The 14612-nt window shown below is 58.9% G+C and carries 12 protein-coding genes and 1 pseudogene; 8 read left to right on the top strand and 5 right to left on the bottom strand.

Features of this window, described 5'->3' with window-relative positions; genetic code table 11:
• Positions 1-47: 47 nt before the first annotated feature.
• The gene (locus FHT76_RS37690) at positions 48-1466 is read right to left on the bottom strand and encodes an oligosaccharide flippase family protein (protein WP_183759062.1); all 1419 of its coding nucleotides are present in this window, start codon (positions 1464-1466) and stop codon (positions 48-50) included.
• Positions 1463-2545, bottom strand: coding sequence for an endo-1,4-beta-xylanase (locus FHT76_RS37685; RefSeq protein ID WP_183759061.1), 1083 nt, complete (start codon positions 2543-2545; stop codon positions 1463-1465). The genes FHT76_RS37690 and FHT76_RS37685 overlap by 4 nt, the downstream gene beginning before the upstream one ends.
• Before the next feature lie 206 nt (positions 2546-2751).
• On the opposite strand from FHT76_RS37685, the gene FHT76_RS37680 reads away from it, so the two are divergent.
• The 3 genes from FHT76_RS37680 (at position 2752) to FHT76_RS37670 (ending at position 6630) form a co-directional block, all read left to right on the top strand.
• Positions 2752-4227 carry a GumC family protein gene (locus tag FHT76_RS37680; RefSeq protein ID WP_183759060.1) on the top strand — a complete coding sequence of 492 codons (1476 nt, stop codon included), beginning with the start codon at positions 2752-2754 and terminating at the stop codon, positions 4225-4227.
• Complete coding sequence (locus FHT76_RS37675) at positions 4220-5584, top strand: O-antigen ligase (protein WP_183759059.1); 1365 nt, start codon at positions 4220-4222, stop codon at positions 5582-5584. Before FHT76_RS37680 ends, FHT76_RS37675 begins: the two co-directional genes overlap by 8 nt.
• A gap of 128 nt (positions 5585-5712) precedes the next feature.
• Complete coding sequence (locus FHT76_RS37670) at positions 5713-6630, top strand: glycosyltransferase family 2 protein (RefSeq protein WP_183759058.1); 918 nt, start codon at positions 5713-5715, stop codon at positions 6628-6630.
• On the opposite strand, the gene FHT76_RS37665 is transcribed toward FHT76_RS37670, so the two are convergent.
• A complete protein-coding gene (locus tag FHT76_RS37665; RefSeq protein ID WP_183759057.1) occupies positions 6627-7496 on the bottom strand; it encodes a DUF6492 family protein in 870 nt (289 codons plus the stop codon). The two genes, FHT76_RS37670 and FHT76_RS37665, sit on opposite strands and share 4 nt — an antisense overlap.
• Before the next feature lie 14 nt (positions 7497-7510).
• Positions 7511-8281: a WecB/TagA/CpsF family glycosyltransferase gene (locus FHT76_RS37660; protein WP_183759095.1), complete on the bottom strand. Its 771-nt coding sequence runs from the start codon at positions 8279-8281 to the stop codon at positions 7511-7513.
• Between the two features lie 261 nt (positions 8282-8542).
• Between FHT76_RS37660 and FHT76_RS37655 the strand changes: the two genes are divergently transcribed.
• The 4 genes from FHT76_RS37655 to FHT76_RS37640 all read left to right on the top strand — a co-directional run bounded on the left by FHT76_RS37655 (position 8543) and on the right by FHT76_RS37640 (position 12253).
• Positions 8543-9619 (top strand): glycosyltransferase, encoded by a 1077-nt coding sequence (locus tag FHT76_RS37655; RefSeq protein WP_183759055.1) that lies wholly within the window; start codon positions 8543-8545, stop codon positions 9617-9619.
• Between the two features lie 293 nt (positions 9620-9912).
• Positions 9913-10215 carry a DUF982 domain-containing protein gene (locus tag FHT76_RS37650; RefSeq protein ID WP_183759053.1) on the top strand — a complete coding sequence of 101 codons (303 nt, stop codon included), beginning with the start codon at positions 9913-9915 and terminating at the stop codon, positions 10213-10215.
• Between the two features lie 190 nt (positions 10216-10405).
• A complete protein-coding gene (locus tag FHT76_RS37645) occupies positions 10406-10588 on the top strand; it encodes a hypothetical protein (protein ID WP_183759050.1) in 183 nt (60 codons plus the stop codon).
• A 1377-nt stretch (positions 10589-11965) separates the two neighbouring features.
• Complete coding sequence (locus FHT76_RS37640) at positions 11966-12253, top strand: hypothetical protein (RefSeq protein WP_183759048.1); 288 nt, start codon at positions 11966-11968, stop codon at positions 12251-12253.
• A 1044-nt stretch (positions 12254-13297) separates the two neighbouring features.
• Here the strand turns inward: FHT76_RS37640 and FHT76_RS37635 are convergent.
• Positions 13298-13427: pseudogene (locus tag FHT76_RS37635) on the bottom strand (ATP-dependent DNA ligase); the annotation flags it as partial.
• Positions 13428-13933: 506 nt separating this feature from the next.
• On the opposite strand from FHT76_RS37635, the gene FHT76_RS37630 reads away from it, so the two are divergent.
• The gene (locus tag FHT76_RS37630) at positions 13934-14140 is read left to right on the top strand and encodes a hypothetical protein (RefSeq protein ID WP_183759047.1); all 207 of its coding nucleotides are present in this window, start codon (positions 13934-13936) and stop codon (positions 14138-14140) included.
• Positions 14141-14612 lie beyond the last annotated feature (472 nt).

Below are 14612 nucleotides of genomic sequence, written 5' to 3'. Positions count from 1 at the left end.
GCGCCTCTTCCCTTGCATTGCCGCCAATCACGCAAACGTGTTCGTCCTCAGGCAAGTCGCAGCCGCTTCGTCAATGCGACGCGGACGCCGGCGAGATTGAGTGCAATGCCGGCAAGCGTATAGACGACGACGCCGGTGATGATTGGCGCTGCGAGGTCAAGCACCACATTACCGGTCGGGTGCCGCCCGACGATGACGGTCGGCACGGCCATCGTTGCGGTCGCGAGGCTGACCTTGAGGATCGGTCTGAGCTCGAATGGCAAGCGGTGAGCCCGATAGGACAGGAAATAGCCCGCGATCGCGCCGCCTATCTCGGCAATCAACAGCGCGTAAGCCGCCCCGACCAATTGGAACCGCGGGACAAGGACAAACATGGCGGCAACGTTGATCGCCAGGATGATCAAGCCCTGGACACCCATCAGCCCCGGCTTCTTTGCCAGCTGGAAACTGACGTGAACGAACTGATAGGAGATCGATCGGAACAGCCAGGCAAAGACCAGGATTGGCATCAGCATCGCGGCAGCGTCCCGAAACTCTGGCCCAAGGATCAAGGAGGCGAACCCTGGCGCCACCAGCGCCAGCCCGACGACCATCGGCATCAGCACGGCCAGAAGCATCTCGGCTGTTTCCGTCAGATGCCGGTTGGTGGCCTCGCGGCCGTCCTGCGTCAACAGCCGGATCGCCACAGGGATCGTGGCAGATCCGATCGCGACGCCTGGAAACAGGATGATCTGACGCACCAGATCGGCAGCAGCGCCATAGACACCGGCGGCCGTCTCGCCCATGTAGGTCACGATGATCATGCGGTCGAGGACGGTGTGGAGGACGAAGACGAAGGACGACGCCGTCATCGGAATCCCGAAGCGCAGCATATCCTTCAGCAGATCGACATCGAAGGGATGGCGAGGCCGACGCCAGACGCCCGGCGCGTAGACGAGGAGTGTTGCGAGGTAGGAGCAGGCGACGCTGACGAGCAGGCCCTGCCCTCCCATGCCAAACAGCATCACAAGACCAGCCGAGAATATGACGGTCAGCACCGCGCGCAGAATGACGGACCACATGTAGGCTCCCGTCTGCTGGCGTGATCTGAAGATCTCCTGGACGAATTCGAAAAGCCCCACCATGAACGCGACGAACACGGCGGGCACGACATAGGTCGATGAATTCTCGGCGATCAGCCACGTCACGGCAACGACCAGCGGGCTGACCAGCATGAGCCCGCCATAGGCATAGAGCGCGGTTGTGCGGACATCCTTCCTTCCGCCTTCGGATTCGAAACGCAGTACCGAGAATTTTATCCAGCCGAAGAGCAGCGTCGAGATTACACCGGCGACGCCCGTTCCGACGACATAGATCCCATATTCATGCGGGCTGAGCATACGCGTGAACAGCACGACCGAAACGAAGCCGAAGGCTGCGGATACGGCATTCGCGATCATATAGGTCGAAATCTGGCGAAACATCATTCAGCCGCGCGCGTGAACTCGTCGATCACTTTCATCAACGCCTTCGGTCGGCACGAGGCATCAAGCGGCAGCGGCCGGTTCGGCTTGCCGTCCGATCGCTTGAACCACATCGGCACCCAGGTATAGCGATCCGTAATCCCCCAGGTGAGGACGGCGCTCGGACGCGCAGCCTCGTCGATTGCAGCGAGGAAATCACCCGCACGCCTGGCCACGATCCGGTCGCGGTCGTACTCGTTGGGGGGCAGCTTGTCGTCGATGACGTCGAGCTCGGTGACGAGAACATCGAGCTGCATTCCCTTCACGTCTTCCACGAACCTCGACAGTCCTTCCCTGTCGATCTCCAGGTCTCCGGGCAGGTGCCCCTGTATTCCGACAGCATGGAACGGAACATCACGATCCTTCAGGCTGCGCAGGAGATCGAGCAAGGCCTTGCGCCGGTCGCGGCACTGGGGTGTCGGGTTTTCGACGTTGTAGTCGTTGATGACGAGCTGGGCCGAGGGGTCGACCGCGGCCGCGGTCCGAAGGGCAATCTCGATATAGCGTGGGCCAAGACGTTCCTGCCAGATTGAATTGCGTATGACAGAGCCGCGCATCGGCGTTTCGGCAATCGCCTCGTTTACGACGTCCCAGCTGGGGATCCGTCCCCGATAGCGTCCGACGACGGTCGTGATGTGATGGACGAGCTCGCGTTCGGCTTCTGCCGCACTGGCAATGGTTTTCGTCCAGTCCGGCATGGCGCCATACCAAGCAAGCGTATGCCCCCGCATCTGCATCCCGTTGCGGTTGGCGAAGTCGATCAGGCGATCGGGCTGCTCGAAAACGAACTGCTCCTGGCTCGGACGCAGATCGATCCATTTGAGGCCGCCTTCACCGACCACGATCTGACAGTGATCGATAATGGCTTCCTTGTAGTCGAACTCCGTGTCGAGGAGGTCCGTGCGCACCGCCGCGCCGTAGGGAATGCCGCCTCTGGCGAATGCCGCCTGCGCGGTGATGTCGTTTCGAACGAGGCTATCGAAGGCGCCCGTTGACGCCAGGCCAGCACCCAGGGCACCGAGAACGAAATCCCGCCTGCGCATTGATCAACATCCTTCGATTTGTCTTCAAATGAGACAGGGTTCGGCCGGGCGCGCCAGCCAAGCCTTGAGAGTCCGGCTTTTATCGAACGCCTGTGTCGCGCGCACGCAACAAATGAAATCGCCATTAATGGATAGTTAAGGAAAATCAGGTCTTTTGACCGTATATTTCGCGTTATTTCGCGCCGTGTCACTCAGATCTCGCCGCCATGTACGAAGCCGCTACCAGACATCAGACTCCGGTCATCAGCACGCGCGGCTGGACGACACGCCAGGAGGGGCGTGTCGGACAAGCCCGTCCAGGCCTGACCCTGGTCGAACCGGCGCCGCTGCAGGGCCGTCTGGCCGTGGTCCAGGAACTCCTTCAGTTCGATCTGACGCGTATCCTAACCTGGCTCAGGAAAGGCGTCATTCTCATCATCTCTTGTGCGCTCCTCGGGGCGGTTGCAGGGTATGCCGTCGTCTTCGTCGTCAAGCCGCGCTATACCGCCGGCATCGACCTCCTGGTCGACCCGTCGAACCTTCGCGTCGTTGCCGACGACATCTTTTCCGAGAGCATCCAGAGGGACACCCAGCTCCTGGATGTCGAGAGCAAATTGCGCGTCCTGACCTCTGGCAACGTGTTGAACCGCGTGGTTGGTGACCTGAAGCTCACCTCGGATCCGGAATTCGCGTCTCAGACATCGAAGGATCCGGGCTCCGACGCGCTTCGCACGCTCGCCAAGCGCGTCACGGCCCGCCGCGACGAACGATCCTTCATCGTTAACGTCGCCGTGTGGACGCAGGATGCTGCCAAGTCGGTCACAATCACCAACGCGATCGCGTCGGCGTTCCAGGAAGAACTTGCCAGGGCGGAGTCGGAAGGCGCTGGACGGGCAGCCAGTTCGCTGTTTGCGCGCCTCGGCGACCTGAAGGCGGAGGTTGCCAAGGCAGAGGCTGCCGTCGAGGTGTTCAAGCGGGAACAGGGCTTGCAGTCGAGCTCCGGCGAACTGGTCAGCACCCTCATGTCGAACCAGACGAACACCCAGCTCATCGATGCCAAGGCGCGTCTCATCCAGGCGCAATCACGCTACAACGAGCTCGTATCGACCAATCCGAAGAACCGCCTGAACGCATCTGCCCTGCAATCGGAAACGATGACGATGCTGCGAACCCAATATTCGACGTTGCGCCAACGGGCGACGTCGCAATCGGCGATCCTTGGACCAAAGCATCCGATGATCGTCACGCTTCAGCCGCAGCTTCGCGCGCTGGAGGGCCAGATCGATGCGGAGACCGCACGGATCGTGCAATCGGCGAAGGCAGAGCTTGATCAGGCGAAGTCGGCCCTTGACGCACTCAATTCGGAAGCCAACCAGATGAAGACATCCGTCTTCCAGGATACGGCAGCGCAAATTCATCTGCGCGAACTCGAACGCGAGGCACGCGCCAAGGCAACGGTCTACGAGGCTTTCATGGCAAGGGCCGGCGAAGCCGCCGAGCGCCAGCAGATCGACACGACCAACGTCCGGATCGTCTCCCCCGCCGTTGTGCCGACAGCGCGAAGCTTTCCGCCGCGTGGCTACGTGCTGTCAGGTGCGGGCGGCATCCTCGGCCTCGGACTTGGGATTTTCGCAGCCCTTCTCTCCGGTTTTTGGCGCGACTATCGACGGCTGATTGACAGCGAGGCCAAGACCCATGACTAAGGTCGTCGGGGCCGTGTCGAGCCGAGACGGCCGCGGCTTCACCGCCTTCCTGTTTCTCCTGATCCTCGGCTACTTCTGGATCGGCCTGAACCCCTTTCCCGACCCGAATGCCACCAGCCTCTCCACGCCCTATGGCGCGAGTTCGAACGTCTTCAACCAGTTGATCGTCGTCGCCATGTCGGGTGTGGTACTGGTTACGGTCCTGCGAAACCCGGCCCGCCAACTGTTGTTGCGCCCACATGGCCTGCTGGCCTGTCTGCTTGTCTGGATGCTGTTTACGGGCCTGTTTGCCGGTGATCCGGCCGCAGCCTACCGCCGCATTATCTTTGCGATACTGGTCTGCCTGTGCGCCAATGCCATGCTTCTCATTCCGCGCGATGGCCAGCAGTTCGCAGGACTGATGTCGATCGGCCTGGGTTTCGCGATCGCTCTTTCCTATCTCGGCGTCATCGCCCTGCCGCACCTTGCGATCCACCAGGCCACCGACGCCCTCGAGCAATCGCTTGCGGGCGACTGGCGCGGTCACTTCGGCCACAAGAACGTTGCTGCTGCCGCCATGGTCTATGCCGTTTTCTTCGGTCTCTATGCGAGAAAGGCCGGGCACATCAGGCTTGGTCTGCTGATGACCCTTTCGGCGGCGTTCTTCGTGCTCCACGCCGGCGGAAAGACCTCTGCAGCAATGCTGCCGGCAATCCTTGTTCTTGCCTGGACATTCGAACGTTGGCCGAAGGCCGGCGCCGCCATGCTGCTTGCTGGCCTCATTGGCCTGAACCTCATGCTGTTGACGGCAGCCGTATCGACGTCGTTCAGCACTTTGCTCGCCTCTGCCGGGATCGATCCGACGTTTACGGATCGTGGTTCGATCTGGCGCCTGGCGTTGTCGGCAATCGCCGCGCGGCCCATCATCGGCTATGGTTTCCAGTCGTTCTGGCAGACCGAAGCCTTGTTCAACAGCGGCCAGGCGATGGCGACATGGGCCGTGACCGCGGCCAATTCTCATAACGGCTATGTCGAACAGCTGATCAATGGCGGAATACCGGCACTGGCGATGGTGTTTGTCTGGCTTGTCATCCTGCCGATCGGACACGCCACACGCGCCTTGAAGGGAAGAAACGACCGGGCATTGACCCGGCTTTTCCTGCGGATCTGGTTGTTTTCCCTGTTTCTCGCCTGCCTCGAAAGCCCGTTCTTCGGCAATAGCGGACCGATCTGGTTTACGATGCTTGTTGCCGTCTTCGGGCTGCGCCTGCAGGCAAATGCCGGTCTCGTGAGCACGGCGGCGCCCATACCGACGCTGCCGGCAATTCCCGCGGCGCCGGCGGCAGAGCGGCTTCGACAGAGCCTGTTAACCTCATGATCAGGCCCTGATTGTAGATTATCCCGCAGCCGGCTAAAGCTTCGCCGTCGCGAGGTGAAACCTCCCCCGAACTGGCCGACTGGACGGTCCTTAATACGACGGGGATTTGGAACATGTAGGAAAGCAAGATGTCCGTAGAGGCCGTGGTCTGCATCCCAACATTTCGACGACCCGCCTGGCTCGCTCGGACGCTGCAATCTGTCTGTGCCCAGGAAACCGATTTTCCATTTGCCGTCGTGGTCGTTGACAATGACGCGGCGAACCCGGTGGGTGCCCGCTACGCACGCGAATTCCTCGCCAGCCAGTGCCAACCATCCCTGGTGCTGACGGAGGAGCGGCAAGGCAACTGTCATGCCATCAACCGCGCGTTCGGCGAAGCCATGGACGCATTTCCCGGCGCCGAGTTCCTGCTGATGATCGACGACGACGAGATCGCCCTCGAAGGCTGGCTTGCGGCGATCGTCGGCACGGCAAGGCGCGAGAAGGCCGATATCGTTGGCGGACCGGTGGTGCGGCAGTTCGAGGTGCCCGTGACCGACGCCGTCAAACGGCATCTTCTTTTCGGTTCGATCGAGGGCACGACGCGCCAGATCGACCAGATCCACGGCTCAGGAAACTGCCTCATCCGCCGGCATGTATTCGAAGGTCTCCCCTCGCCGCTGTTTGACGTGCGCTTCAACTTTCTCGGCGGCGGAGACATGGAGTTTTTCACGAGGTGCCGACGGGCAGGCTACAAGAGCTGGTGGTGCGCGGAGGCGGTGATCCGGGAATTCGTTCCCGAGGAACGGGTTTCGGCCCGCTTCCTGATGACCCGATCCTTGCGAACGGGTAGCATCAACTACGTCATCGATCGGATGCATAGCGGATCAGCCGGAAGAGTGATCGCAAAGAATGCGCTCAGTCTCGGAGCAGGTGCGATGCGCTCGCTGGCGCTGCTCGTCAGGACCCGACGGCTGCTACCGGCAAGCCATCCGCTTTTGGTGTCGATCGGTCGAACGCTCGCCACTCTCGGCTTCCTTCCGACGCCCTATCGCGCCAGCAATTAGGCCGCCGTGCCAAGCGCAATTTGGCGGATCACGTCGATCGGTGTTCGCGTATGCGATTGGACGGCAATCGTCGTCTGTTCGGGCGTCATTTGCCGGATGAGCGCGGAGAGGCCCGCCTGGTCGAGCGCCGGTCCTTCCCAGTAGGTCAGACACGGGCTCTGCGAAACACGCATGTGCCGGTTGGCCAGCTCTTCGTCGTTTGCGACGGCAACACCATAGAGCAGGTACTCCGAAAAATGCCTGACGCGAGCGAGCGCCTGCCACCAGGGAAGGCCGCTCGCCGCTTCGACGCGTTTCGTCATGATATCGACGGTTCGCCGCTCCCAGAGCACCATCTGGCTGATGAAATCGTCGCCTGGCAGGGCGGGTGGCGTCAGGCCGAGCAGCCGATGGGCATTGTGCCACCAGCGGACATGCCTTGGTCGTGATGAATTGACGTCACCGGACGCCACGAAATGAGCGACTTTCGGCTGCTGCGCCAAGGCCCCAACGTCGAAGGGTTTGCAGAAACAGTTGTCGGAATCGATGCACATGACCCGATCGCTTCGCTGCGCGAGGGTCATGGCGATCTTGCGCAACTGTTGCAAATGCCAGCCATAAACCGGAAGGCGCATGTATGGGGCCCACCAGTAGTGCCGGCCACGCCATTTCGGAAGGGACCACAGAGGCGGCAACAGGCTGGACGAAACAACAACGTGGCGCTTTTCGCCTTCGAACCCGGCGAACGCGTCGGCATCCTCGTCCCCCACTACGATGTAGTGGGTGTCGTAACCGGTGACATAGCGGTCGATCGAGTCACACAGCAGCCGGCATCTGTCGCGATCGCCACGATGGCTCGGCGTGATGAGCGATATCGAGGGTTTCATGATCGGATCTTCCGTCAATGGCTGCGCCTGGCAACGGCTCGCAGCATGGCATAGATGGCAACCGGATTGCTGGTGAGGTAGCGCACCGCGAGGCGCCGGGGTTCAAGGATCATGCGATAGAGCCATTCGAGGCCGAGCGCCTGCATCCAATGCGGCGCACGGCTCTTGCTCCCGGCCAGAAAGTCGAAAAGACCGCCTGCCGTCTTGATCAGTCCGACATTGTGCAGCCGCTCGATGTTGCGGACGACGAACTGCTGCTCAAGTGGAACGCCAAAGCCTATCCAAAGAATGTCGGGCGCGGCTGCGTTGATCGCTTCGATGACGGCGTCTTCCTCGGCGCGATCAAAGTAGCCATTGCGCCGTCCGGCAAACCGAAGTCCCGGATAGGCCCTCGTCAGATTTTCGACCGCCCGCGCATTCACCTCTTCGGTGGCGCCCAGAAAATAGAAACTGACATCCGTCTTGGCGGCGCGTGCCGCTACCGCATGGATGAGATCGGTGGTCGCGACGCGCTCCGGCAGCGGCTCAGTCGAGGACAGCTTTGAAAACAGCACAACCGACATCCCGTCGGCGTGGATCTGGTCGGCCTGGCGGGTCAACGAGCGAAAATCGGCATCCTGCTCGCAAAGGGCGATCACCTGACCATTGGCGGATGTCGAATAAAAAGGACGCCCGCCAATACCTCGCCGTTCCAGAGCCAGCCTGATGAACGCGTCCGCGGAGTCGTCCATCCCTGCCCGCACGATCGGAAGGGCTCCGAGCCGATTTGTCGGCCAATCCACCATCGAGTAACTGAGAGGCGCCGACGCACCGCCATGCCTAGCCATTCAAGCACCTTCGAAAACCGGCAACGGTCAAGAACAAGCCTCTCAATTAGCGCTTTTACCGAGCAACCGCAGCAAAACCTCGCGCTATAGTTAACCGCCGTTACTGGTGACGGGACTGGCGTACACACTCATGTTTTCGAAGCCAAAATCGTAAGTTGGCCTTTACGAAAAAGCGGTATCAACGTGTTTCCCCGTCGACCACCGCGCAGAAAGTCCGAAATGTCCAAGCGTCGCTATCTTGCACTTGTCTCTGACGCTGTTCAGACGTGCGGCGTCGAGGAGTTTGCCCGCCAGACAGCGTCAAGACTGGGAATTAGGGGCCGTACGCACCTTCTCGACGGCAAGATCCGCACGCTCGTCTCAGCCCTTGACGACGCCGATGCGGCGATCCTCAATTTCCCTGTGGTGGCCTGGAAACGGAAACTTGCGGAACCTGTTTCCGTCGCGTTGACAACCCGCCTTCGGCGGAAGGATCTCGTCGTCGTGCTGCACGAGTGGGATGCGCTGGACTGGAAGCGCAGGCTTGTCCTTGTCCCTGTCGTGCTCCTTGCAACCCATATCCTGTTTTCGGCGCCCGAAGTGGCCGATGAATTTTCGATAAGTCCCCTGTCGGCCCTTGCAACCCGCAAGCGGGATGTCGTCCCCATTCCGCCGAACCTCGCCCTGCCGTTATCGCTCAGATCAGGTTCGGTTGCCCAGGCCCTCAAGGAACAGCGCAAAGCCGGTCGCCTTATCCTCGGACAATTCGGTTCAATCTACCCGAGGAAACAGTCGACCGCAGTCCTTGAGGTTGCCGCGCACCTTTTGGCGCATGGCCATGACGTCGGCGTCGTCTTCGTTGGCTCATTCATCCGCGGCCTCGACAATGTGGAGCGCGATTTCTATGCTCTTGCCGACAGGCTAGGCATTGCCGACCGTGTGACGGTAACAGGCTATGTTGCGGATGCCGAAGATATTTACGGGATCCTCAACCATGTTGACGTGTTTTGCTACCTGTTCTCGGAAGGGTTGACGGCTCGCCGGGCAAGCGTGCTGGCCGCAAGCTTCGCGGGAAAGCCGATCGTCGTCAATGCGCCGCGACAACGCAATGCGCTTGCTCACCACAGTCTGTTTCGCAAGCTGATTGAGCGCGGAGCGGTGCGGCTGGTGGCAACGGATGCAGGCGTGGGCACGATGGCAGAGGCGGTGTCGAAGGCGCCTCGCGGCGGTGTTGCGCCACTTGATGCGACAGCCGAGATTGGCGCCCTGTGGGAATCGGTCATCGACGCGCTCGATGCGCATGCCGCCGCTCACTGATCATTGCTTTCCTATGTCTTGCTCAATTCGAGACCAGTTATCGACGCCCTCGGAACAAAATCGAAATCTTTGTGTTTGAGCGGCAGAGAAGGAAATGAACGACCTTCTCCGCTTTCCTGTACGACAGCCCCGCTTGGGTCTGCCCAGGCGGGGCACGTTTTGTCTAATGGTGGGGTCTTTGTCGCGGTTGTCGCCGGTGGCGACCGTTAACTTTTCGCGTGCCGCCTCTTGAGCTGCAGGGCACCTAATATTAGATTCTCGTTACGTTGTCGTTGAGAGAAAAGGAGGAAAAAATGACGACGTCAGATGTCCTCTGGAATGTCCCTGTTAACGTTCGACTACAGAATGGCACCGAGGTGTCTTTTCAGAGTGTCCACGACACCTTGGACTTCCTCGAGAATGAATGGCCCTCCCCACGCGGAGCCTATCACGATGCAGCTGTCATTAGCTGTCGAAAGGCCCTGAACCACCAGACGCCACCCGCGGTCTGCAAGGAACTCTTTCTTGCGGCATGTCTAGAGGCTGGCCTTGCGGCTCGAAACAACATGCGACCGGATGGCAAGCGCTTTTCACCGTCAGTCATCGAGGCTTATTGACCGATCCGCTGAAATCGCGGATTGCCCTTTCGCTGCTGTAGGGCTGTAGGGTTGAGAGATCCTTGGCCAAGGGCTGCGTTAAATCAGTCCTTGGCCATACGATGAGGCACTGTCATTCATGGATAGAGACCCAAGCCCGAATGGTAGCTAGGGGAAGATCACCTTCCATATCGTTGTAGAAGGCCAGGTAATGATGGACATCATCTTCCAGTGCAAGACGGAGCTCCTCGTACTTGGTCACCGCCTCTTCATCTCCGGCCTTGGACGTCAGGTCGTGCAGCATGGTTACTTCACTGTAGATTTCGCACAATTCTCGAACCTGACCTTGTTGGCCCTCCCAGACGCGAAGGCTTGGGCACCGAAGTTTGAGTGATGTCCATCCGTGCCGATAGAGATCGATGGAAACCCTTGCTTTGGCGCTACCTTCAATCATAGGACTTGAAAACTCGCCCCGAGGGACTCCAACCGACGCCATTTCGAACGGCAGTGAAAAGATCGGCTATCTGATAACTTCAAATCGAACTGCGCAGGCACAGCAAATGCTCCATTAACGCTCACGCGTGCCCCCACCCTCAGATAAATCCTTGACAACGCAATCCAGCACGCAGGCGCCGCCATTAAGCAGGATCTTGGCGCCAATAAACGTCCGTTTTCGATGATCTCTTCTGCCGTCCATGAGGAGCAAAATGGAAGCGAAAGGTAAATGCCTTGTATATTACTAGCCTTTGCGTACGGTAGCAGACAGATGCCGGCATGGCATAAACAACCACTACCTTCCCGTCGCATCGACGGCCTATTATCCTTGCGTCACCAAACTCCAATGGTATTGATTCCACCTGGTTCGCACGTCACTAGGCTTCAGGACCTGCCCCATTCCCTGAACGGGTACCACGGTTCCAGTTCCCGCCCTTTAGCCTACACTTGGGAAATGAGAAGGATGTGGCCATAGACGCTGCCTCCTGCGGTCGAGCCTCACGTTCGAAGGCTTGTGGTTGATTGTGATGTCTTCTCCGGGTGGCCCGCGAAAGATGAAGCTCACCCGCTCGAAGGCATGACGCTGGACGACGCACTTGAGATGGCGGATTTGATTCATGCTGAAGACTTGTTCCACCGACACAAGTTGACGCAGCCGCGTCGTCTTTAGGATTTCCACGCTGTATCAGACGATCGGTTTGGGAGTGGGGGGAAGAGCTCCGGATCGTCGGGGGCTGGAGACGCCGAAGAAATGATCCGCCGTCTAAGCTCGAAGCCAGCTATCAGGACAAGACAAGTGAGCAGCATAGCGATTAGCGGGAAGAGGCAAAGAAAAATGCAAAAGGCGGTCAGCCTAGCTGAAATAGCGCCCCTTAGAGCCGCAAGTCTTGTCATGAAAAGAAACCGGAAGAGACTAGCGTGAACAGATAGATTACACCGCACATCAGAAGAAGCAGACGAGGTCTCGCATGCCATCTCCCGAGTTGCTTTGGGCAGATTGCTACAGGGGGATTGTGCACAGTGCAAGTAGGGGCGTTGTGCTGAAATAATACCCTACGCATTTCGTCTATCTAACCAGACTCCGTCCGGGGGTAAGCTCCGCAACGCTTGCACACAAGCGCACGGCATGAGGAGGAAGGCTCGACCCCTTGCCCCCCGAGCCTTCCTTCCACCTGATCATGCTGTGCCACACCTGATTACTCGTCAGGAAAGCTGAACGTGCAAAGTCTGTGGATTGTGTTAGGAACGCGTCTTCAACGATACAGGCGTCCTAAACATGATTGAGCTTTCCCCATCGCTAATTGCAGCATTGAAACTGGCCAAAGACGGAGATCTATATCCGCAGCCGTCGAATAAATGGACGCACCAGAACGCAACGGTGACCTACGCGAAGTCCGACCGCTGGAAGGAACGGCCCCAGAAAGTGAAGTCCGTGACAGCCAAAGCTTTGGATGAGCTAAATGGACTTGGCTTTCTGGAGCGGCGGCATCTCGACGATGACAGGTCGAAAGACGTCTACGGCATTACGATGGCCGGGAAGGTTTGGCTACTTAAGAACAAATAGACGCGGAGCATTTTCACAATCGGCGATTGCGAGCGAGAGACACTTCCAGGGCCTTAGCGCATTGCGAATGCGCGGCGTTTCCCAGGTCCGGCTTAGCTCGATCCTCGAGCCGGCCTCCAGCCTATCCAAATGAGGAAAACCAGCACTTGTTTGGTGGAAAGTACTATTAGGACCGGTCGAAATGCCGCGTGAAACCAGAGGCTTTGGTCGCTACATGACGTTCAGCGCCGGAGCCGTTCCCGACGACCGACGCAGGTCGGCTCCCTAGAGCGATCCTGTCGCGCGAGGCGAGCCGGCCGCTCAGCCAATAAATCGCCATCACCTGGCGCCGCACCTCTTCTCGGCGACGGTGGTGCGCGTGGCGGGTCGAGCTGGCAACACCGGCTCCTCGCTGCGTTCGCCTTGTCCGATGACAGACACCTTCCGCTTGGACCTAAGTCCGTTAAATCGTTCGACTTTCGAAAGGCGGCGACGAACCATCCAAGGTGTAGCCTTCCAAACGTCCTCGTAACCGAGGACATAGTGAAGGCCGGATACCGCGGATGGACCCCTCTCAGCCCCGGGACCTGCTCGTTGTCGGCCCTTGAGAGAATGAGCGAGCACCAGCGAGGAACACGAATGAACTGCTTCGACATTCCGGGCATCATCTTGGCCCTGCTCCTTGTCCTCACCGCGATAGCTTTCGTTGGGAGAGGCTTTTGGTTGACCTCGCCTTGGATGTTCGGAGGATAAGGCTTCATTGCCGCGAAAAATGCGACATTTTACGGATATCATTTCTGACCCGCAGACGTCATCGTGGCTGGGCGTCGAGAACGGGTTTTGTTAACCGCGACGCAGGGTCGAGAGATCCTTGGCTTAGGGTTGCGTTCCTTCGCCCGAATTATCGTGAGCCGCATGAGCCCAACCTTCAATCACGCTGGAACATTCGGACCACGCTGAAGTTAGACGGATAGAGAAGAAGCGTCGGACACGCTCCCTCAAACGGCTGCATCTGCAGAAACCAGTGTCTGGGCTTCTTCTCGTAGCAAACACCGTCTTCCGCGATCATGAGATTTCACAGACTGCAGCGTTGTGCTGCACCTCCCGCGGGTCCTTGTAAGAGGCATGGCGCAGTTTTCCATCGTGCGTCAATGCGCGGTATTCGATCGGCCATCAGCGTCGGCTGCACCCACACGAAGAGGTGAACCGGGAGACGCTCACGCATTGCCGTCTGGAGGAGGCCGACGATATGGTTGACCTTCTCAACGCCAATACATCACAAGCCGCAAGGGATTGACGCGTTGAGGCGGCTGCTGAGCTCGGCGCTTCAGTGGGCCAGCCTCTTCCAGAACCACGACTTTACATCCGCCATTGTTGAATCGGATATCGCGGAGTTCCGTGCTAATATTTGTCGAGCGCTGGCCCTGCCCTCCAGACGCCAGCGTCGGGCCGGTTCGCAATCAGCCGTCGTTGCTAGTGAACCGGCCGCTTCTGTCCGAGCGCACCACACACGAGCCATTGTCACGCCCCGGCATATCAAAGGAAGCCAGGAACAAAGAAACGTTCCAATCGTTACACGGCGGGATCATTTTGATATGGAGGCAGCATTCTTTGAGTAGAAGCTCTGATATCCAGTTGGCGCTCCTGTCCCTACTACCAAAATGGCATCAAACCGTTCCTCTTTATAGGATAGGAGACCGAATGAAAGGTCTTGGCTTTTCCGAAGCTGAAATCATGGGCGGGTTGATCAAGCTGGCGCACAACAAGGTTATCCAGCTTCTTCCTGGCAGCCGATTGGTGGTTCTAAAACCTGCTTCCGTCCATTCGAAAGGATATGGAAGGCAGCCTGACAGACAACGCCCTGAGACCTTCCTGGCAGCAACATCGCGTGCTACAGATCCATTGTGATGATCATAAAAGATTGAACAGTCCGACGATGCAGCTCGCAAGTTCAGCCACCTTTACGCAGGCTGGGCCATGAAATGTCCTCGGCTTCGAGCGTTCGAAGGAAAACAACATTGGGTTCAAGACCTGTGTGAAGTGTACAGCGAGGCCGTACCTTTCGCGATAAGACGAGGCTGGCCGGTTCGCCGAATACGATGAGACCTGCAAGGCACTGGAAGAAGACATCGGCTACTTGGTCTTCTACGATTCATTGCAAACTGCCGCCTTGGGAGCTGGCTGCTAGCTGGTGGCCACTGCGACCTTTCCCCTTGCACCGCTCGCCCTTGGTGCAGCCCGACGCCTTGAGCCTCGTGCTTGTCGAGGCTGACCGCTCAACTAGCGCTAGAGCGCCGTACGTTTAATCGAACCCATAGCCTGCGGCTGTAAAATAGTTTCGACATTCTTGGCTATTGAAGAGGTTGCAGATTGATCCGAG

Source organism: Rhizobium sp. BK176 (assembly GCF_024808055.1).
Note: the sequence above shows the minus strand (reverse complement) of the source record. Positions and strands in the feature narration are given on the sequence as shown.

Coding starts and splice junctions, on each gene's coding strand:
- FHT76_RS37645 (WP_183759050.1), top strand. CDS start 10,406: ATGATGGACATCATCTTCCAGTGCAAGACGGAGCTCCTCGTACTTGGT.
- FHT76_RS37655 (WP_183759055.1), top strand. CDS start 8,543: ATGTCCAAGCGTCGCTATCTTGCACTTGTCTCTGACGCTGTTCAGACG.
- FHT76_RS37650 (WP_183759053.1), top strand. CDS start 9,913: ATGACGACGTCAGATGTCCTCTGGAATGTCCCTGTTAACGTTCGACTA.
- FHT76_RS37680 (WP_183759060.1), top strand. CDS start 2,752: ATGTACGAAGCCGCTACCAGACATCAGACTCCGGTCATCAGCACGCGC.
- FHT76_RS37660 (WP_183759095.1), bottom strand. CDS start 8,281: ATGGTGGATTGGCCGACAAATCGGCTCGGAGCCCTTCCGATCGTGCGG.
- FHT76_RS37640 (WP_183759048.1), top strand. CDS start 11,966: ATGATTGAGCTTTCCCCATCGCTAATTGCAGCATTGAAACTGGCCAAA.
- FHT76_RS37675 (WP_183759059.1), top strand. CDS start 4,220: ATGACTAAGGTCGTCGGGGCCGTGTCGAGCCGAGACGGCCGCGGCTTC.
- FHT76_RS37690 (WP_183759062.1), bottom strand. CDS start 1,466: ATGATGTTTCGCCAGATTTCGACCTATATGATCGCGAATGCCGTATCC.
- FHT76_RS37665 (WP_183759057.1), bottom strand. CDS start 7,496: ATGAAACCCTCGATATCGCTCATCACGCCGAGCCATCGTGGCGATCGC.
- FHT76_RS37630 (WP_183759047.1), top strand. CDS start 13,934: ATGAAAGGTCTTGGCTTTTCCGAAGCTGAAATCATGGGCGGGTTGATC.
- FHT76_RS37685 (WP_183759061.1), bottom strand. CDS start 2,545: ATGCGCAGGCGGGATTTCGTTCTCGGTGCCCTGGGTGCTGGCCTGGCG.
- FHT76_RS37670 (WP_183759058.1), top strand. CDS start 5,713: ATGTCCGTAGAGGCCGTGGTCTGCATCCCAACATTTCGACGACCCGCC.